Origin of the sequence: Prauserella sediminis (assembly GCF_014195435.1) — a bacterium.
GTDB lineage: Bacteria > Actinomycetota > Actinomycetes > Mycobacteriales > Pseudonocardiaceae > Prauserella > Prauserella salsuginis.
In genome coordinates this window covers 98,567-118,283 of record NZ_JACIBS010000004.1, presented here as the reverse complement: position 1 = coordinate 118,283, position 19,717 = coordinate 98,567, and the positions used below count along the sequence as shown (strand labels likewise).

General features: G+C 65.6%; 16 protein-coding genes. 10 read left to right on the top strand and 6 right to left on the bottom strand.

The features are described from left to right. Positions 1 to 92 precede the first annotated feature (92 nt). Positions 93 to 1,052 carry a VOC family protein gene (locus FB384_RS21910; protein ID WP_183786703.1) on the top strand — a complete coding sequence of 320 codons (960 nt, stop codon included), beginning with the start codon at positions 93 to 95 and terminating at the stop codon, positions 1,050 to 1,052. Between the two features lie 49 nt (positions 1,053 to 1,101). Here the strand turns inward: FB384_RS21910 and FB384_RS21905 are convergent, their stop codons facing one another. Continuing rightward, positions 1,102 to 1,968, bottom strand: a complete 867-nt coding sequence (locus tag FB384_RS21905) for a mycofactocin-coupled SDR family oxidoreductase (protein ID WP_183786702.1) — start codon at positions 1,966 to 1,968, stop codon at positions 1,102 to 1,104. Between the two features lie 146 nt (positions 1,969 to 2,114). Here FB384_RS21905 and FB384_RS21900 point away from each other — a divergent pair, with 146 nt between their 5' ends. Continuing rightward, positions 2,115 to 2,666, top strand: a complete 552-nt coding sequence (locus FB384_RS21900; protein ID WP_183786701.1) for a DoxX family protein — start codon at positions 2,115 to 2,117, stop codon at positions 2,664 to 2,666. A 58-nt stretch (positions 2,667 to 2,724) separates the two neighbouring features. Here the strand turns inward: FB384_RS21900 and FB384_RS21895 are convergent, their stop codons facing one another. Then, positions 2,725 to 3,357, bottom strand: coding sequence for an acyl-CoA-like ligand-binding transcription factor (locus FB384_RS21895; protein WP_183786700.1), 633 nt, complete (start codon positions 3,355 to 3,357; stop codon positions 2,725 to 2,727). A 235-nt stretch (positions 3,358 to 3,592) separates the two neighbouring features. On the opposite strand from FB384_RS21895, the gene FB384_RS21890 reads away from it, so the two are divergent. The 6 genes from FB384_RS21890 to FB384_RS21865 all read left to right on the top strand — a co-directional run bounded on the left by FB384_RS21890 (position 3,593) and on the right by FB384_RS21865 (position 10,938). Beyond that, on the top strand, positions 3,593 to 4,681 hold the full coding sequence (locus FB384_RS21890) for a cytochrome P450 (protein WP_183786699.1): 1,089 nt from the start codon (positions 3,593 to 3,595) through the stop codon (positions 4,679 to 4,681). A gap of 2 nt (positions 4,682 to 4,683) precedes the next feature. Further along, positions 4,684 to 6,600, top strand: a complete 1,917-nt coding sequence (locus FB384_RS21885) for a 2-oxoacid:acceptor oxidoreductase subunit alpha (protein ID WP_323985401.1) — start codon at positions 4,684 to 4,686, stop codon at positions 6,598 to 6,600. Next, positions 6,597 to 7,643, top strand: a complete 1,047-nt coding sequence (locus FB384_RS21880) for a 2-oxoacid:ferredoxin oxidoreductase subunit beta (protein WP_183786697.1) — start codon at positions 6,597 to 6,599, stop codon at positions 7,641 to 7,643. Before FB384_RS21885 ends, FB384_RS21880 begins: the two co-directional genes overlap by 4 nt. 261 nt (positions 7,644 to 7,904) lie before the next feature. Continuing rightward, positions 7,905 to 8,411: a flavin reductase family protein gene (locus FB384_RS21875; protein ID WP_228726591.1), complete on the top strand. Its 507-nt coding sequence runs from the start codon at positions 7,905 to 7,907 to the stop codon at positions 8,409 to 8,411. Further along, the gene (locus FB384_RS21870; RefSeq protein WP_183786695.1) at positions 8,401 to 9,018 is read left to right on the top strand and encodes a 3,4-dihydroxy-2-butanone-4-phosphate synthase; all 618 of its coding nucleotides are present in this window, start codon (positions 8,401 to 8,403) and stop codon (positions 9,016 to 9,018) included. Before FB384_RS21875 ends, FB384_RS21870 begins: the two co-directional genes overlap by 11 nt. 576 nt (positions 9,019 to 9,594) lie before the next feature. Then, positions 9,595 to 10,938, top strand: coding sequence for an MFS transporter (locus tag FB384_RS21865; protein ID WP_183786694.1), 1,344 nt, complete (start codon positions 9,595 to 9,597; stop codon positions 10,936 to 10,938). A gap of 404 nt (positions 10,939 to 11,342) precedes the next feature. Here FB384_RS21865 and FB384_RS21860 read toward each other — a convergent pair whose 3' ends face one another. The 4 genes from FB384_RS21860 to FB384_RS21845 all read right to left on the bottom strand — a co-directional run bounded on the left by FB384_RS21860 (position 11,343) and on the right by FB384_RS21845 (position 16,506). Continuing rightward, positions 11,343 to 12,731: an ABC transporter substrate-binding protein gene (locus tag FB384_RS21860; RefSeq protein WP_183786693.1), complete on the bottom strand. Its 1,389-nt coding sequence runs from the start codon at positions 12,729 to 12,731 to the stop codon at positions 11,343 to 11,345. A 233-nt stretch (positions 12,732 to 12,964) separates the two neighbouring features. Further along, the gene (locus FB384_RS21855; protein WP_183786692.1) at positions 12,965 to 13,882 is read right to left on the bottom strand and encodes an alpha/beta fold hydrolase; all 918 of its coding nucleotides are present in this window, start codon (positions 13,880 to 13,882) and stop codon (positions 12,965 to 12,967) included. Positions 13,883 to 13,895: 13 nt separating this feature from the next. Then, on the bottom strand, positions 13,896 to 15,854 hold the full coding sequence (locus FB384_RS21850) for a flavin-containing monooxygenase (protein ID WP_323985400.1): 1,959 nt from the start codon (positions 15,852 to 15,854) through the stop codon (positions 13,896 to 13,898). 7 nt (positions 15,855 to 15,861) lie between these two features. After that, complete coding sequence (locus FB384_RS21845; RefSeq protein WP_183786691.1) at positions 15,862 to 16,506, bottom strand: TetR/AcrR family transcriptional regulator; 645 nt, start codon at positions 16,504 to 16,506, stop codon at positions 15,862 to 15,864. A 108-nt stretch (positions 16,507 to 16,614) separates the two neighbouring features. On the opposite strand from FB384_RS21845, the gene FB384_RS21840 reads away from it, so the two are divergent. Next, the gene (locus FB384_RS21840) at positions 16,615 to 18,003 is read left to right on the top strand and encodes a hypothetical protein (protein ID WP_183786690.1); all 1,389 of its coding nucleotides are present in this window, start codon (positions 16,615 to 16,617) and stop codon (positions 18,001 to 18,003) included. 5 nt (positions 18,004 to 18,008) lie between these two features. Beyond that, positions 18,009 to 19,484 (top strand): acyl-CoA reductase, encoded by a 1,476-nt coding sequence (locus tag FB384_RS21835; RefSeq protein ID WP_183786689.1) that lies wholly within the window; start codon positions 18,009 to 18,011, stop codon positions 19,482 to 19,484. The last annotated feature ends 233 nt before the right edge of the window (positions 19,485 to 19,717 follow it).

Below are 19,717 nucleotides of genomic sequence, written 5' to 3'. Positions count from 1 at the left end.
CCCCGTGGGTGGATGAAGTGTTGCGGTAGTGTGCCAATTGATCGTACCCTTTTAGGTGACCGATGGGGAGTGCATTCGGAAGGGGTTCAGCGGTGTCTGATGAACTCGAGACCCTGTGCTCGACCGCGGGATCGGGGTTCGCACTCCGGCGGATGTTCCACGCCCACATCCGGGTCCCGGATGTCGGGTACGTCGAGCGATGGTTCTCACGGGTGTTCGGTCGCACCAGTGCGCGACTCGGCGATGTGCTCGGCCCGTCGGGGGATCCGCTCAATCCCACCCATCACACGACCTACACCCAGATCGCCGACCTGCTGGTGGCATCCATCGATCCCCGGTCGTACACGCGGGACGGAGTGCCGTTCTACCCGGTGACGGATCGTCCGCAGTTGAACGGGTTCGGCTGGTACGTCGACGGGATCGAGGAACTGCTCGACTGGATTCGAGACCTCGGCTACCCGGTCGTGGACGAGCGCAACGCTCTGGTGCACGAGGGAGTGCTGCCCACTGCGGGACGCAGCAAGATACCGATGTTCTGGCTGGAGCCGGAGATCGCGGGCCAGCGTTATCAGTTCGTGTCCACGGGGTCTCTTCTCGATCACCGGCTGAAGCCGTGGAGCGAGAGTGCGGCCGTGCGGAATGATCCACTCGGCATCGTTCGGTGCGCACATCACACGGTGCTCACGGCGGAGCCGAAGCGCCTGGTTCGGCTCTTCGCGGACGTGCTGGGTGGCACGGTGATCCACGAGGGGCGGGACGATGATCGCGGTGTGGACAGCGTCTACGTGAAGCTGGTGGACGACGTGTTCGAGTTTGCAGTTCCGGACCGGGGCTCACCCGCCTATGCCGACCTGCCGCCGGGTATCCCGCGGGACACCTACCACTCCGTCACGTTCCAGGTCGCGGACCTCGATCAGGTCGCGTGCCACCTAGCCGCCGAGGGTGTACAACTCCGGAGTCGCACCGAGCGGAGGATCGTCACCGATCCGCGGGCGAGTCTCGGAGTCTCGTGGGGCTTCGTCCCGAGTGCGGCTCCCGGGGGTGCATGCTGACCGTCCTCATCGGACAATCGGCATGCACCCCGCGTGCCTCCGCGGCTGGTCAGTCCGCGACCCCTGGGCTGCTCATCGGCAGCATCTGGCCACCGTCGATCTTGAACTGCATACCGGTGATGTATTGCGACTCGTCACAGGCAAGGAAGACCACGGTGTCGCTGACGTCTCCGGGCTCCAGCCACTTCAGCTCCATCGGCGAGGTATTGGCCAGGACCGGCTCGACCTCCTCGCGTGTCGGGTTCTCCAGGTCCGGACGGAAGGCTCGGTACATCGGAGCACTGTGCAGCATGTCGGTGTTGACGTTGTAGGGGTGGATCGCATTGACGCGGATCCGGCGCCCGGCCAGGTGGGCCGCAAGCTCGTGTACCAGGCGGGCGATGTGCCGCTTCGAGGTGGTGTAGCCAGCGCCGCCCGGGCCGAACGCGGGGTTACTCGTTCCGTGCGTCATCAGTGCGGCGGTCGACCCGGTGCAGATGATCGAGCCGCCGTCCTCGATGTGCGGAAGGGACGCCTCGACGGAATTGAGCACCCCGACGTAGTTGGTTCCCATCGTGTCGAAGTACGCCTGGATCGACGCCCGCTTGCCGAACGGCGCGATTCCCGCGTTGGCGACGACGATGTCGAGCCGTCCGAACTCGGCGATTCCGGCCTCGACCGCTTCGCCGAGCTGGGAACGCTCGCGCACATCCGCCTTGCGGGTGATGACCCGCCGGTCGTAGGACTCGACCAACTTCGCAGTCTCCGCGAGGTCGGCGTCGGTCGCCAGTGGGTACTCGTTGCTCGGGATGTCCTCGCAGAGGTCGACCGCGATGATGTCGGCGCCTTCGGAGGCCATCCGCACCGCGTGACTGCGGCCTTGGCCGCGCCCTGCGCCGGTCACGAAGGCCACCTTGCCTGTCAGTCGTCCAGTCACTGTCACTCCCAGCGGATGTTTCACCTGTCCATGCAATTGAGGTAACCGTATCTACGATCAGGTCGACGTGCGATGCCCTTGTCCCGGACACCGGACTAGGGTTGAGTCGACTCACTTAGCTCACGTGGCGACGATCGGAGGCTTCGATGACGCGGAAATTGCAGGCGCGGGGGAATGCGGGACGTGAGGTAGCTGCGGTCCTGTTGCGTGCGGCGATCGGCGGAACGATGATCGCTCACGGGGTGAAACACGGGCGCTCGTTGGCGGGGACGGCCGGCTGGTTCAGCTCGATCGGTTTCCGGCGGCCGCGGCTGCAGGCCCGGGCGAGTGCGGTGGTCGAGGTCGGTGCCGGTGCCCTCATGGTCATGGGTGCCGCAACCCCGTTGGCGTCGGCGGCCGTCGTCGGGACGATGGGGGTCGCTGGTCGGGCGGTCCACGCGTCCAACGGGTTCTTCATCACGGCGGAGGGATGGGAGTACGTAGCCAACCTCGCTGTGGGCGCGGTGGCGCTGGCCGGGATCGGTCCTGGACGATTCAGTGTCGACCGGGCGACGGGCGCGGATCGCAGGCTGAGCGGAGCGCAGGCCGCGGCCGTCGCAGGGGGACTCGGAGCCGCGGCCGCGGCCGGCCAGCTCGCCATGTTCCACCGTCCGGCCGTTCCGGCGCCGGAGGGCGAGGCGCCGCCCGAGAAGTCCTGAGACGATTCCCGGCCTCCTGGGTCGGGTGCCGTTGCCGGCGGTCGCCCGCCGGCAACGGTCAATGACGCTGCACCGGCCGGTCGAGGCCCTCGGCTAGTAGGGCGAACGACGTTGTGACCTCGTGGCGCAGCCCGTCGCTGGACGGAGTCTCGTCCGTGTCCAGCCAGCGGTGCAGAGCGAGGCGAAGCGCGGCCAGTGCGGCTGCGGCGCAGAGCTGAGGGTAGATCGCGGGCTCGTCCGGCGTCGTGCGTGTCGCGATCACCTCGGCGAGCGTCGCCTCGTACGTCGACTGCATCGCCATCTGGCGGGAAACCAGCGTGGGACTGTTCCTGACGACCCGCATTGCGGTGAGGTGGTCATGGCCGCCGGTGGCCTCCAGCTTGATCACGCGGATGGCGGCCTCGCACAGGGCGGTGATCACCGGCTCGTCCGGCGGACGTTCTTGAAACTCGGCGATCAGCGAGTCGATGCCCGGTGCGGTGCTGGCGAGCACCGCGTCCTCTTTGGTGGGGAAGTAGTTGAAGAAGGTGCGCAGGCCGACGTCCGCCCGGTCGGCGATCTCCTCGACCGTCACATTCTCGACGCCGTGTTGGGCGAACAGGTGCAGCGCAGCCTCCTGGATCGCGCGGCGGGTCGCCATCTTCTTGCGTGCCCGCCTGCCGATCGTGCCCTTGCTCGTCAGGTCGTCCACCTCCTCATCTGTCCCATTCCACGACACGTGTCACGACGCAGAGTGATCATGGCACGTAGTGCAAATTTGCGCGAACTGCGTCTTGACGTATCGGTCCGCCGCGCGGTTCAGTAAAAGAGTGAACTCAGAGCCGAGTAGCACCCCCGAAGCAGCCAGCAAACCGCAGCGGTTGGGTTTTAATCCGATACCTCAACTCGTTGCCGTCCGAGATTCGGTTGGCATCGCGCCCATCGACATGCCGACCTTCGGGCGTAAGGCGTACATCCTCACCCGGCACGCGGACATCAAGAAGGTCCTCAGTGACAGTGAGAACTTCAGTGTCGGTTTCGATCTCGACGACTCCCGGGCCGATCCACGCAATGCCCTGGGGCAGCGGGCCGGCAACATCCTGGTGATGGATGCGCCGGACCACACCCGGCTGCGCCGCCTGCTCACCGGCGAATTCACCGTTCGCCGGATGAAGCGGCTGGAGCCTCGCATCGAGGCGATCGTCGAGGACCATCTCGATGCGATGGAACGCAAGGGGCCACCCGCCGACCTGGTTGCGGACTTCGCGCTGCCGATCCCTTCGCTGGTGATCTGCGAGCTCCTGGGGGTTCCGGTCGAGGATCAGCCGGAGTTCCAGGAACGGACCCGCAGGCAGATGGAGATCGGCCTGACCACGGAACAGATCATCGAGCTGGCGGACGAGTCGCTGGAGTACATGCGCTCGCTGGTCGACCGCAAGATCGAGGATCCAGAGGACGACATCCTGGGCATGCTTGTGCGCGAGCACGGCGACGAGGTGACGCGTGACGAGTTGGTCGGAATCGCGGGACTGCTGTTGCTCGCCGGGCACGAGACCACGTCGAATCAGCTGGGGCTGGGAACGTTGGCCCTGCTGCAGCATCCGGAACAGCTCGCGCTCGTGCGAGACGATCCGGACGCCGTCGCGCCCGCGGTCGAGGAGATGCTGCGCTGGCTCAGCATCGTCAGCGGTGGTGGCCCGCGGATGGCGAAGCGGGACGTCGAGATCGGTGGGCAGGTGATCAGGGAGGGTGAACTGGTCGCCTTCAACCTGACCGCCGCGAACCGGGACCCCGCTTTCCTCGCCGACGAGCCGGACCGGCTGGACGTGAGCCGCGCGCCCACCACGCACCTTGCCTTCGGACACGGCGTGCACCATTGTCTCGGCGCGCCCCTGGCGCGACTGGAGATGCGCATCGCGTTCCCGGCGCTTCTGCGCCGTTTCCCGAACCTCACCTTGGGCTGTGACTTCGATGACGTGCCGTTCGCCGTGACCAAGAACATCCACGGCCTCGAAGCCCTTCCGGTGAGGTGGTGAGTGTGCTCGACCGAAGCTCGGCGGAGTCGGTGGTTTCCCCCACGACGGTCGCCAAGGATCGCGTGGTCATCCGGTTCGCAGGAGACTCGGGTGACGGGATGCAGCTCACGGGGGACCGGTTCGCCGCCGAGACGGCGACCTTCGGCAACGATCTGTCGACGCTGCCGAACTTCCCGGCCGAGATCCGTGCTCCCGTCGGCACGTTGCCCGGTGTGTCGTCGTTCCAGTTGCACTTCGCAAACTACGACATCCTGACGCCCGGTGACCGCCCTGATGTGTTGGTGGCGATGAACCCCGCCGCGTTGAAGGCGAATCTCGCCGACCTCCCCCGCGGTGGGGTGCTGATCGTCAACACCGACGAGTTCACCAAACGGAACCTGACCAAGGTCGGATACGAGGACAACCCACTGGAGGACGAGTCGCTCTCCGACTTCCGGGTCCACGCCGTAGCCATGGCCACGCTGACCCGGGGCGCCCTTGAGGAGACCGGACTGTCGAAAAAGGACGCAGAGCGGGCGAAGAACATGTTCGCGCTCGGCCTACTGTCCTGGATGTATCACCGCCCCCACGAAGGCACCGAACGGTTCCTGCGGGAGAAATTCGCCACCGAGCCCGACATTGCCGAGGCCAACATCCTGGCCTTCCGGGCGGGACACGCCTACGGCGAGACCACAGAGAGCTTCGCGGTCACCTACGAGATCGCCCCCGCGAAACTCGCTCCGGGCAGATATCGCCAGATCACCGGGAACACCGCCCTGGCCTACGGCATCATCTCGGCCGGCCAGACGACCGGTCTGCCGGTGTTCCTGGGCTCCTATCCCATCACGCCGGCCTCGGACATCCTGCACGAGCTGTCCAGGCACAAGGCCTTCGACGTGACGACATTCCAGGCAGAGGACGAGATCGCCGGAGTCGGCGCGGCGCTCGGTGCGAGCTTCGGTGGCGCCCTGGGCGTGACGACGACATCCGGGCCCGGTATGGCGCTCAAGGCCGAGACCATCGGTCTCGCGGTGGCACTGGAGCTACCGCTGCTCGTGATCGACGTCCAGCGCGGCGGGCCGTCCACCGGGTTGCCGACCAAGACCGAGCAGGCGGACCTGCTGCAGGCGATGTACGGGCGCAACGGTGAGGCCCCGCTGCCGATCATCGCTCCGCAGTCCCCGGGCGACTGTTTCCACGCCGCTGTCGAGGCCGCCGCCATCAGCGTGCGGTACCGGACTCCGGTCGTGGTGCTCTCCGACGGTGCGCTCGCCAACGGTTCAGAGCCGTGGCAGGTGCCCGATGCCTCGGCCCTCGAGCCGGTGGATCCCGGGTTCGCGACCGAGCCCAACGCACCGGACGGCTCCGGGGAGTTCTGGCCCTACCTGCGGGATGCCGAGACCCTGGCCCGACCGTGGGCGATCCCCGGCACTCCGGGATTGGAACACCGTGTCGGCGGGCTGGAAAAGGCCGACGGGAGAGGCTCGATCTCCTACGAACCGGACAACCACGACCGTATGGTCCGCCTGCGCCAGGCGAAGGTCGACGCGGTTCCCGTGCCCGACCTGCAGCCGAACGATCCGTCGGGGCGGGCGGAGGTGCTGGTGCTGGGCTGGGGCTCCACCTACGGGCCCATCGAAGCAGGTGCCCGCCGCGTCCGTTCCGCTGGCCGGCGGGTGGCCACCGCTCACCTGCGTCACCTCAACCCGATGCCCCGCAACCTCGAGGAGGTGCTGCGTGCCTACCAGCGTGTCGTGGTGCCCGAGATGAACCTCGGCCAGCTGGCACTGCTGCTGCGCGGGAGATACGGGGTGGAGGTCCACACCCACTCCAAGGTCTCGGGGCTGCCGTTCAAGGCCGAGGAACTGCAGCACGTGATCCTCGACCACCTCGACATGGTCGCCGCGGCCGCGCCGACCGGCATGGAGTCATCCGCATGAGCACCGAACTCGGCATGCCCGGCGGCCTGAGCCTCGTGCCCGGAGCCGACGCGCAGCATGCCGCTGGCGACTACGCCTCGGACCAGGAAGTCCGTTGGTGTCCTGGCTGCGGCGATTACGTCGTCCTCGCCGCCGTCCGCCGGTTCCTGCCCACGCTCGGGATCAAACGCGAGAACACCGTCTTCGTATCCGGGATCGGCTGCTCCAGCCGCTTCCCGTACTACCTGAACACCTACGGCATGCACTCCATCCACGGACGCGCGCCGGCCATAGCCACCGGCCTCGCCACGTCGCGCGAGGACCTGTCGGTCTGGGTGGTCACGGGTGACGGAGACGCGCTGTCCATCGGCGGCAACCACCTCATCCACGCTCTGCGCCGCAACGTGAACATGACGATCCTGCTGTTCAACAATCGGATCTACGGCCTCACCAAGGGCCAGTACTCGCCGACATCCGAGATCGGGAAGGTCACCAAGTCCACGCCCATGGGTTCGCTGGACCACCCCTTCAATCCGGTATCCCTCGCGCTCGGCGCGGAGGCGACATTCGTCGGCAGGGCACTCGACAGCGACCGCACGTCGTTGACCGAGGTTCTTGGCGCTGCCGTGGACCACCGCGGTTCCGCGTTGGTCGAAATCTTCCAGGACTGCCCGATCTTCAACGACGGTTCGTTCGACCCACTGCGCAATCCCGAGACCAAGGAGCAACGGCTGATCCCGATCCGGGACGGCGAGCCGGTGGTTTTCGGTCCCGACGGCGATAGAAAAGCCGTTGTGCAGGACGGGTTCACATTGAAGGTCGTCCCGGCCGAAGGTGCCACGCCGGTCGTGCACGACGTGACGAACCACGAACTGGCTTTCGCCCTGTCCCGCTTGTCGGACCAGGAACTCGACCACACCGTCATGGGCATCTTCCGCAACGTCAGCCGTACGACCTACGACGATGCCGCCCGAGCCCAGGTACGACACGAGAAGGGCGGGCGCGCCGGCCCCGTCGATCTCCAGGCCCTCCTCGACGGCCGCGACACCTGGATCGTCACGTGACCGGTATGTGTCCCTCGAGGCGTGGTCAGCGCCGCGCGAACGACGACGAGTCGGGGATCGTCACGGCACATGACGATCCCGGTCCACAGGCTGGAACGGAGGTCCTCCGTTCGATACGGATCCTGCCTACAGTGCCTCGGTATGGGAGTTGCGTGATGAGTTCGGGCGACGTCTGGAGAACACGGTGCACGAGAAAATGACGGTGCGACAACGAACCATCGATGATCGGGCCTTCGGCGGGGAGCTGACGTGACCGCGGACATGGACGAACCACAGGCCATCGACGGGTCCGAGTTGCGCCAGGTGGCGGGGGAGTTCGCGACCGGAGTCACCGTGGTGACGACCGTCGTGGACGAGAATCCGCATGGTTGTGCGGCGAACGCGGTTATGAGCGTGAGCCTGGATCCGCCGTTGATGATGGTGTGCCTGGCCCGTACCTCGTCGACTCATCCGCGGGTTTCGACGTCGGGGCGGTTCGCCATCAACGTCCTGCCCGACAGCCCTTCGGGTCGTGACATCTGCGGCGTCTTCGCGGGCAAAGGCGCTGAGAAGTTCGCCGAGATCGGTCATTTCCCGGGTCTCACCGGAGCACCGGTTCTCACTGACGCGCTCGGGTGGCTGGAGTGTGTGACCGAAAGGTCCGATGATTTGGGCGACCACACTGCTTTCGTCGGTCGGGTCGTGGCGGTCGGCCGTCGAGACGGCCGACCGCTGATCTTCCATCGCGGCCAGCTTCAGAGCCTCGCGGAGGATGATCGTGAGCTGTGACACCGGTATTCCGCTCGTCGTGGCAACCGCCGCCGCGGAGCTCGTCGCTGGAAAGCCCGTGGTTCTTCTCGATGATCTGAATCCGCCGTACCGGTCGGAACTTGTATTCGCGGCCGAGCACGCCGATGCGACACTCGTGGCAGAGGTGGTGCGCTACAGCTCAGGGTTCCTCACGGTCGCGCTGACCGATGCCGATGCGGACCGTCTCGGCCTGCCGTCGATGTGGCCCTGGTCGGCCGGGCCGACGCAGCCGGGGTTCACGATCACGGCCGACGCGGCGGAGGGGATCACGACCGGCATCAGCGCGGCCGACCGCGCACGCACCATCCGGATCATGGGTGCGAGCGACGGAGTGGCGGATCAGCTCCGGCGGCCCGGGCATGTTGTCGGGGTCCGCACGACGGCGTCGGGAACACACGAAGCGCTCGGTGTCTCCGAGGCTGCAGTGGAATTGCTACGGCTGGCGGGCGCACGGCCTGCGGCCGGCATGGCGACCCTCCTCGGCGACCAGGGTGAGCTGCTCAGCCCGGGCGAGAGTAGAGACTTGGCGAGTGACGCCGAACTCGCCCTCGTGACTGTGGCCGACATCGCGTGTCCCACCGGCTAGGTGGTCCGGATCTCCCTGCCGACCCGGGGCGTTGTCAATCGTAAGAGATGTTCCGTTGCTGTGGCACGGGACTGCTGCGGACGAACGACAACTTCGCATCGCTGTCGCGGTCTGTCCATGGTGGAGCCCATGAACTGGTTCCGAGCGGCGCGTCCTGTGCTTGGCGTGGCCGACGATTCGCTTCGCGGCCTGCGATTTCCACTCCTGACGGTGATTCGGCGGGCTCATGATCCTTCGGCCGTCGGTTCAAGTCCGCCCCGGCCCACGACGAGGCACAACAGGGGACTTGATTCCCTGGAGGCCGGGATCCCTCTGCTAGTATTTGCAGCATGTCAGCCGCTTCGTGCTCGGCCGCTTGCGCGGCAGTGACCCGGATGTCCCGCTAGCGGCGGGACGTTCGGCTCACAGCAACACCTCACCTGGGAACGTCCAGTCGCTTCGTGATCCATCCGGAGCGGCCGTTTGCGCTGCTCGAAACTCTTCAGAGCGACGGAGCGATAGATGCTTCCAGGCATTGCCTCTTCTACCCGCGGGCTTGGTCCCGTCCCTGTGCGCGCGTGGCTCGTGCTGTGCGCGATGTCCATGCTGCAGTTCTTCATCGCGGTCGACGTGACCGTGGTCAACATCGCACTGCCCTCGATCGGCGCAGACCTCGGCGTCGAGGGCCATTCCCTGACCTGGGTTGTGGTCGGCTACACCATCACCGGCGGCGGGCTGCTGATGCTCGGCGGCCGGCTCGGAGACCTTCTCGGCCGCCGCCGCATCCTCCTGATCGGCACGATGCTCTTCGGCGCGGCTTCCCTGCTGGCGGGCCTGGCCCAATCCTTCCCGGTCCTGGTCGTCGCGCGCCTGCTCCAGGGAGCCGGCGAGGCCGTCGCGCTGCCGGCGGCGATGGCGACCATCGTGTTGCTCTTCCCTGAGGGTCCCCGCCGATCGCGCGCGCTGAGCGTGTGGGCCGCCGTGGCCAGCTGCGGCCTGGTTCTCGGGTTCGCCCTGTCGGGGATCATCACCGCCCACCTGGGCTGGCGCTGGATCTTTCTGATCTCGGTACCGTTCATCCTGGTCGTGATCGTGGCCGCGCTCGTCCTGGTCCCGGCAGACCGGTCCGCGTCTGGTGAGCGGGTCCGAGTGGACCTTCCGGGTTCGCTCCTGCTGACGGCGTGCCCGTTGCTGTTCGTCTACGCCGCGATCGAGGCGGGCGAGCCTACGGCCAACCCGTGGGTGAGCGTGGCGGCGCTGGTCGGCGCGGTGCTGGCTGGTGTCGGGTTCGTGCGGGTCGAGTCGAGGTCGCCGAACCCGCTGGTCCCGATGACGTTCTTCGCGGACGGCGCTCGACTGCGGGCGAACCTCACGACGATGCTGCTCAGTGGGGCGCTGTCGACCTCGTTCCTGCTGTTCACCTTTTACCTGCAGGACAGGCTCGGTATCGGGCCTCTGGGGGCAGGCCTGACGATGCTGCCCCTGGCCGTGGCGCTGATCTCGGCATCGGTGCTCGTGCCCCGGCTGCTGGGACGCTGGGGCGCACGGGCGTGCGTGCTGGTCGGGCTCGCGGCTGCTGCGGGCGCGATGGCTGTGATCGCGCTCGTGGCCGTTCTGGGCGGAGGGGTGGCATGGCTGCTCCCGGCGATGCTGCTGATCGCAGCGGGCATGGGCTTCGGAATCGTGGGGCTGCAGTACATCGCGGTCAGCGGGACCACTGACGAGGATGCCGGGATCGCCTCCGGTGTTCAGCGAGCAGCAGACCAGCTCGGCGGAGCAGCAGGCGTGGCCGTCTATGTAGGTCTCGGGTTCGCCCCGGCCCTGCACGCCGGAGACCCGTTCGTGATCGCTGCGGTGCTCGCCGTCGTCGGGCTGATCGCCGGTGCCGTGGTCATCTCCCGCTCGCCGTCCACCGCGGTGGGACAGCCGCAAACCGGGTAGCACAGCAGGCTGCCGCGCCGCGCCCAGACGGCTGCGGCGCGGCAGCCCCGCCCCTTCGCCCCGCCGACGACGATCAGAAGACCACGTGCCGTCCTGCCCACATACCTATCAGCCACACTCGTCGATGGGTCGTTGAGCGACCAACTCAAGGCACAACCGAGGGTTCTCGGCGCTGGCAGGGGTGACCGACCGGCAGACGCTGGAGTGGGACCACCGCGCATGGTGTGTGGCCGTCCCGGCCGAGTGGCGTTCCGAAAAACGGCGACGACCACCTCGTTCACGCCGGTCGAACGGTCTGTGGTGGCAAGCGCGCCGGTCGATGGCGGCGCGGGTGGCGCAACACCGCCGCCACCACCGGCCCTTTCAGATTCCTCCGCGCATCGATCTCATTCGTCGGTGCCTACTCACTGTTGAATCCATATCTGGTCGACGCGCAGCGACCCTTTGCCGTAGACATCCAGGTCACCGACGTCGGGATTTGCATAAGCCGCCATGTCTATGCCCGTATAGAAGATGACGGGCACCAGTTCTTTGAGGCGTTGCTGCACGTCCTGGTATGCGGCGGCGAGCTCGTGATCGTCGGTGGTGCGACGGGCCTCGTCGAGGGCCTCGTTGAGCGCAGGGTCGTCGACGCCGCTGTGATTGTTCCCCGCACCACCCCGCAGCCGGTTCCACAACGATGTCTCCGGCAGTGAGCTGGTCAGAACTTGGAAGTCGTCGGCAGCGATGATCTTGCCGGTCTGAGCGTTGTCGATGACCCGGATTTTCATGTTGATGTTGTTGAGCGCGCTGAGCTGGGTTTGCATGCTCTCGGCCATACGCTGGGCGGCAGGAGAGGAATAGATGGTGATAGTGAAATCAAGCGGTATGCCATCAGAAGCGAGTTCGTTCAGTAGTTCTTGAGCTTTTTCCTGATCGTGTCGGTGCAGGGTGATGTCGCTGTAGTAGGGCGAACTCGAATCGAATAGTTTGTTCGGGACAGTGCCGGTGCCTCGGTTGACAGCGTCGTCAATGAGTTCAAGGTCAAGCGCGTAGGAGAGGGCTCTTCGGGCACGGAGATCGTCAAACGGGGCCTTCCTGTTATTGAGGACGAGCGCCACACCGCCACCGAGCGGTGCCCTGGCGACCTGAAGGCCCTGACCTTCGGCTTGGGAGATGGCGGAGGGTTGTACCTCCTGTGCGATGTCAGCGCCTCCGCTGACGACAGTGTCGAGGCGTTGTTCCTCGTCTCCGAGAATGCCGATTTCGAGGGTATCGAGATGAGGCCGGGGCTTGTCGAAGTAGTTGTCATTGCGGTCGAGAACGATGGTGTCCTGACGGCGCCACTCGGTGAGAGTGAACGGACCGGCCCCAATCGGCTTCGCGGTGGCGTCCTCGAGGCCGGTCTGGATGGCTTCCGGCTTGCCGATCCAGTTCAGCGAAGTCTCGTAGATCTCGGAGGCGAACTGAGCGTTCGGATTACGTAGAGAGAACTTCAGAGTACGTTCGTCGACGGCTGTCATCGACGTGATCTCCTGGGCGTTGGCCGCGTAGGAGGAGGCGACCGCGGGGTCGGCGGTGTGCTCCCAGTTGAACTTGATGTGGTCCGCCGTGAGGGGCGTGCCGTCCGAGTACACGAGCCCGGGCTTCAGGGTCAGCGTGAAGGTCGCGCCTGCGTCCTGGGTGACGAGTTTTTCGGCGAGGACGTAGGATATGTCCCTGGTGCCCGGTTCATTCACGATCAGCTGGCCGTAGATCGCATTTCCGATCGATGCGGTGAACGCGGCTTCATTGGCAAGCATTGCCGGGTCCATGCCGCGTGGATCGTTCTGGATAAGAATCCGGCCGGTGCCACCGGGTGTGGGTTCTCCTGTTGGGCCCGTCGCAGGATCAATGTCAGCTGAACCGCCACTGCATCCGGTTATTGCTAGCAGTGCGGTCGCGAGAACGTATGGCAGTTTCGCACGAAATCTCACTGGTATCCTTCCAGATGGTCGTCATTGACATCGGGGTGCTACAACCAGACTGAGGCCGCGTCGTGAAGGTGTTATCGAGAGTGCTGGTGGAGTTCGCCGGCCGCGTTCGATGCGGCGTTGATCAGCATTTCAGTGACCAATTCAGAATCGGTAAGCATCAAATCATGGGCGGCGAAAGCCACCCATGCTTGTTTTCTTTCGGCGCGCGTCATCAATCCCGCGCGATACGCGCCTGAGGCGGACCTGTGTGTGTAGATCTTCGTGCTCCCTACGGTGCGGATGATCTCGGAGGAACGAAGCCGGAGTGGTTCGTTGAAGGCCTTCCATGGGTGCGGCGTCAGGTTCCGGCGCGCCCAGCTGACGTCGTCCTCCGAGGTGAGGCCGAGGAAGCGGATCGTCTCGTCGGTCGGCAGCATGTTGACCTCGGTGCCGCGGATGAACGACCGTCTCGTGACGGCAGTGACACGGGTGGCAAGAGGCTGTGCTTGCAGTAGGTTCTGACCGTTTCGCGGCTGGACGGCGTCGAGATAGATCAGGTGCCGGATGCGCTCCGGCACACGATCAGCCACTCCGGTGATCACCATCCCCGCGTAGCTGTGGCCCACGAGGACGACGTCCCGCAGGTCGCGCTCCTCCAGCCTGTGCACCACGTCGTCGATGTGCGTCGATAAGCCGGTGGCAGGGGTGAGCTCGCCGGCCCGCTCGCCGACGCCAGGCAGGGTGAAGGCGTGCACGTTGTGCCCGTGCTTCTTCAGCTGTGCGGTGACCTTGTGGAAGCAAGAGCTTGGATGACCGCCTCCCGGAACCAACACGAACTCAGTCGGTTCGGACGGCGGGATTACGCCGCGTTTCTCGTAGAACTGGAACTGGGGCTGTCGGCGGTAGACCATGGCGATTCCCAGCGTGGTGGCAGTGAGTAATGACGCCATCCAGTAGGTCGACGGGGGAAAGGGGCGCCGTGGCCGTGTCGGCGGCACTTTGATGATCATCTGTGGACTCACATCAGGCGGATAGGACGTCGTCCATGCCGTCCTCGATCCAGTGGCGTATGAGCTCGTTGAACTCGACCGGGTTACCGCCGTATCGCTCGTTCCGTTTGCGAGGCTTGCCTTCCTCGTTGAAGTAGCCGGGGGTGCACTCGGCCTGGAAGGCATCGGTGTCGATCGCCTTCGCCGAGATCGTCGCGGACCAGGCCGATTCGGCCGCCTCGGTGGGTTCGATCAGGGCGCTGCGCTTCTCCGCTTCGGCGACCATCGCGCCGAGGTGTTCGGCCCGGTCCTCGAGGATGTGTCCGTAGTTGACGGAGACGACGTTCCGAGAAGAGACAAGCTGGATCAGGTTGGGGAAGCCTCGGCTCGTAGCGCCGTGCAGGGTGCGTGCACCATTGGCCCAGTACTTCTCGAGGGGGAGACCAGCGCGCCCCCGGATGTCCGCTCCGGATCGGGTTGCGGCGTCGGCGCCAACCTCGAATCCGGTACCGAAGATGAGCACGTCCACCGGGTGCTCCGTGCCGGCGACGACGATGCCCTTCGGAGTGATCCGCTCGACGCCGTGGCCGTCGGTGTCGACGAGTCGGACATTGTCGCGGTTGAACGTCTGCAGATAGCTGTCGCTGAAGCACGGACGCTTGCATAGGTGTCGATACCAGGGCTGGAGGGCTGTCGCCGTGCGAGAGTCGGATACGATCTCGCCGACCCTGGCGCGCATCTCGGCCATCTTCTGGTGGTCGGCGATCTCGAAGGCCAGAGCCGGGTCGGTTCCGCGTTGGCCTGACATCAGCAACTTTCGGCCGCGCACCGGAGCAGTGTCGGTCCATTGGTCCTGGACGAGGTCCTCACCGGCGGCTCCACCGGTGACCAGGGTGATGAAGTTGTCTCGCCGGACACGCTGCCAGCCCGGCTCTTTCGTGATCTCCGCCCACCAGTCGGGATCAGTAGGTCGGTCGTCTCGACGGTCGACAGTAGACGGGGTGCGCTGGACGACGAGGAGCTCGCCGCAATCCGGCGCGATGGTCGGCACGACCTGGATCGATGTCGCGCCCGTCCCGACGATGGCGACGCGCTTGTCTCGGAGGCCGGGATACTCACGGACGTCCTCGGATCCGCCCGTGCAGTCGTAGTCCCAACGGCTGGTGTGGAAGGCGCGGCCCTCGAACCGGTCGATGCCGGGGATGCCGGGCAACTTCGGACTGCCGAACAACCCGCTGGAGATCACCGCATAGCGGGCAGTGAAGGCGTCCCCGTGGTCGGTGCGGACGTGCCAGCGCGAAAGTTCGTCGTCCCAGTGCAGGGAGGTGACCGCGGTGTGCAGTAACGCGTCCCGGCCGAGGTCGAAGTGCTCGGCGATACGTTCCGCATGCTGGCGGATCTCCCACCCGGGAGCGTATTTGCGGCTGGGCATGCCGCCGACTTCCTCCAGCAGGGGAAGATATATATAGGATTCGATGTCACAGGCGACGCCGGGATAGCGGTTCCAGTACCAGGTACCGCCTACGCCGCCCGCTGTGTCGACCAGCCGGATCCGACTGAGTCCCGCCTTTCGTAGATGCGCGCCCGCCAGCAGGCCACTGAACCCGGCGCCGAGCACCACGGCATCGATCTCGTCGGTAACCGGCTCACGAGCGGCTGGTGGATCCGACCAGGGATCGTCGGCGTATGCGGCCAGCTCGTCGGCGGTCTGCAAATACTGTGCCGTCCCGTCCGGACGGAGTCGCTTGTCCCGCTCGGCTCGGTAGCGGGCGCGGATGGTCTCAAGGTCCTCGGGCGACCAGAGCTCGGTCGCGGGTATCGATCGCGGGTCAGGCATACGCGCGTCATCCTCGTCGCTCGTGGGCTGTTCCTGCGTCAAGCAACGAGCATTTAAACACACGACCACGTTTAGTTCTAGTGCTTGTATTGCGCGCACGGCGCAACGATTGGTCGTGTGATCGTTCGCTGTGTACGGCGATACGGGGTGCTGCACCGGCTTCTCAGCGGGTCAGTGCGCCCTTCAGGAAGATGGAGACCGCATTTCGCAAGAAGCGCTCGTGCTCCTCGACTGTTTGGTGGAGGCCGTATATCGCCAGTCGAGCGGGCCCGCCTGTCACCAGTGCCAGGAACTGCTCGGCGGCCACCTCGATGTCGTCCAGTTGGACTTCGCCCCGGTCCTGGTGGCGTTGCAGGACGGTCATTACCGCCTTCATTCGAGGTGACCACGAGCGGGACTGCGCTGTGCGGGTGAGTTCCGGGAGGCGCTCGGCCTCGAGTAGCAGGATCCGGTTCAGTCGGACGAGGTCCGGGTCGAGCGCTCGGGCAACGGCCGCGCGGGCGATGTCCGTCAACGCCAACGCGATGTCGTCGGTATCGCCGACGGGGACCGGGTCCGCCCATTTGTACTCGGTCATCGCCCACTGGACGACGTCGAGAAACAAAGCGTGCTTGTCCGGGTATCGGCCGTAGAGCGTCCGTTTTGTGATCCCGGCGGTCCGCGCGACTGCCTCCATCGTCGTCCCGGCGAAGCCATTGTCCAGGAAGACGTCGAGCGCAGCACTGCGGAGGCTCCGCGTCAGTTCGCTGGCTTCGGCGCGCGTTGGACGCCCTGCTCGTCTCGGAGTCCCTGCCGTCGAACCACTCACGGGGAGATTGTAGGGGTGTCCGGCTCAGCCCTTGACGAAGTAGACGGGACCGTATATTTATCTTAGTGATCCCACAACAGCGAAAGGGGCACCATGCGCCCTCCGACGATGCTTACGCTGGACCCGGGCCGAGTCCATGAGTGGCCCACGTCCTCCCGGGAGGAGCTGCTCACCGTTCCTCGGGCAACCCTGGAGCAGGCTCAGCGCGCTGCTCTTCTGAAGCGGTTCGATTCCTTGCGACACGATGTGGAGGCGCTCGCCAAACTGGCGGACCGGCAGGGCGTCGACAATCTCGAGGGCGATCCGTTCGACTCCGTGGTTCCGCTACTGTTCGATCATCGGGTCTACAAGAGCTACCCCCTGAGCCTGATCGAGAAGCGCGACTTCGGCCGGCTTACCTCCTGGCTGAATCGGCTCACGACCCACAAGCTCACCGATATTCCCCTCGACGACCTCCAGTCGGTCGACGCCTGGCTCGATCGACTCGACGAGCAGGGGATGATCATCGGCCACTCGACCGGAACCACCGGCAAGCTGAGTTTCATCCCTCGTTCGACTGCGGAGTGGCCCGCCTGGAAGGCGGCGCATTTCGCGTCGATGACGGCTGCGACCGGTGTCGATCCGCGTGAGGTCGCGATCCCGTCGTTCTCTTCGGGGTATCGCTCGGGTCACCAGATGATGACCAAGATGAACAGGCTCTTCGCAGAGGAGCAGGCCGGTGGCGACTCGGCTCGCCACATCTTGCATGACTACCGGCTGTCGTCGGACCTGCTGTCGCTCGCCGGGCGCCTGCAGGCCGCGGAGGAGGCCGGTGAGCTCGACCAGCTACAGATTGATCCGCGCATCCTGGAGGAGCGTCGGGAGCTGATCGAGGCAGCCCGGAATCGCGACCAATCGATGCAGGAGTGGTTCGCCGGGTTGGTCGACCGGTTCCGAGGCGAGCGAGTCCGCATCGGCGGAACCACCGCTGACCTGGTACGTCTTGCAGTGGCTGGCCGTGATGCCGGCGTGCACTGCGAGTTCGCCGCAGACTCGCTGGTCATGGCAGGTGGCGGCATGAAGGGTTACAAGGACGCCCCGGCAGACTGGGAGACTCTGCTGAAGGAGTTCTACGGCGTCCCCAGGATCCTGAGCATGTACGGCATGTCGGAGTGCATGGGAACGGCTCCGCTCTGCGAGGCCGGATACTTCCACTTCTTCCCCTACACGATTCCGATAGTGCTCGACGAGGACGCCACCCCGCTGCCTCGGACCGGGGTTCAAACGGGCCGGCTCGGGCTCTATGACCTGCTCGCCGAGACGTACTGGGGTGGGTTCATCTCGGGGGACAAGATCACTGCGCACTGGGACGAGGACTGCCCGTGCGGGTGGACCACACCACGGATCGAACGACAGATCGTGCGTTTCAGTGAGCTCGAGGGTGGCGACGACAAGATTACCTGCGCGGGCACACAAAAGGCGTACACCGACTTCATGGACTATGTGAGCGGAACATGACTCAAATGCTGACCGAACCCACCGCGGACGGCGCGGTCATCGACGTTCCGATCATTCTCCGGGGCCGGGTGATCGAGCCGGGGCCGGACGCCCTGGTCCTCGGCGGGCGTGCCGGCGCCCGCTTTCGTTGCCCGGACCCCAGACCGTACGCGACCGAGTTGGCTCTGGCGAACCCGAGTGAGCTGCAGGATCTGCACGATCTCCCGATGGACGAGATCATCCGCTTCCTCGCCGAACTCGGGCCGCGGCTCTCACTGGACAACAGCGAGGAGATGAACACGGCTTTTCAGCTCTGCCTCGATGCAGGGGAGATGACCGAATCCGTGCTCCGTCCGATCTACGAGCAACTGCCGCACATGTTCCGCAAGGAACGCCTCGACGCGCAGGTCGAGGCGATGGTCGGCAAGCGCTTCCTCGACGGGTGGGTCGAACTCGGCCAACCCGGAACCTCAACAATGCGGATGCGTGCCATCGGCACCCGACAAATGCACATCATTGCAGGTAACGTGCCCGTCGTCGCCGCCCTGACCATCCAGCGTGCAGCGCTGACAAAGGGCGATTGTCTGATCAAGATGCCGTCGAACGACCCGTACACGGCTGCCGCCATCGTCAAGACGATGATCGATATCGACCCCGATCACCCGTTGACCAAACACTTTGCGGTCGCCTACTGGAAGGGCGGTGACGAGGAGGTCGAGCAGCACGTATACCGACCGAGCCGGATTGAGAAGCTCACCGCATGGGGCGGGATGTCCTCGATGGTCCACATCAACAAGTATCTGGTGCCGGGCATCGAGCTCATCGCCGCGAACCCGAAGCTCTCCATCTCGGTTCTCGGCCACGAGGCGCTGGAGACATCCCAGGCCCAAGATGAGGCCGCCCGCGGTGTGGCGTTGATGGCTGGACGGATGAACCAGACGGCCTGCTCAAGCACCCGGGTCGTGTACGTGGAGTGCACGACCGAGGACGACGACCTGGACAAGCTCGAAGAACTTGGCCGCAAGATCCGGGCCGCGTTCCTCGACCTTCCGCCGCACGAGTCGACTGCGCCAAAGCGGCCGGCCCCCGAACTGGAGCGCGAACTCGACGCCATCGCCCTCGACGACGAGTTCTACACCGTGATCGGGGACGCCCATAGCGCCGGCGTCATTGTCTCGCGTACCGACGAGCCGGTCGAATTCGCCGACTCACTCACCAACCGAGTCGTCAACCTCGTGCCCATCGCTGATATCACCCGCGTACCGACCTGGGTGAGCGAGGCGACCCAAACGGTGGGCATCTACCCGGAACGGCTACGTGAGGAACTCCGCGACCGGCTTTCTCTGCACGGAGTCCAGCGGACGCTGCCACTGGGAACATCGCTGGCCGATCAGTCCCATACGGACCCGGAACAAGCAGTCGGACTCCCACACGACGGCACCGAACCGATGCGACGTTCCGTCCGGTGGGTCATCGACCAATCGACTATTTCCGCCGGCTAAGACCGGCACGTGGCACGCACCTGAGTGGGTGCGTGCCACGTGCACGTCCGGGGCCGCTGGGGGCAGTTTCTGCGCGGGGGCCGGTGGCGGCCCCACACGACGGTCTTCTTCCACGATTTGCGGCCCTGCGGATGCGCTGCGACGGGAAACCGTTCGTCGAGAACCGCCAGGTGCGGTGGGAGTGGATCGAGAGCAATCAGGCCAAGAGCGCGCAGCGGTCGAAATTACGCCCG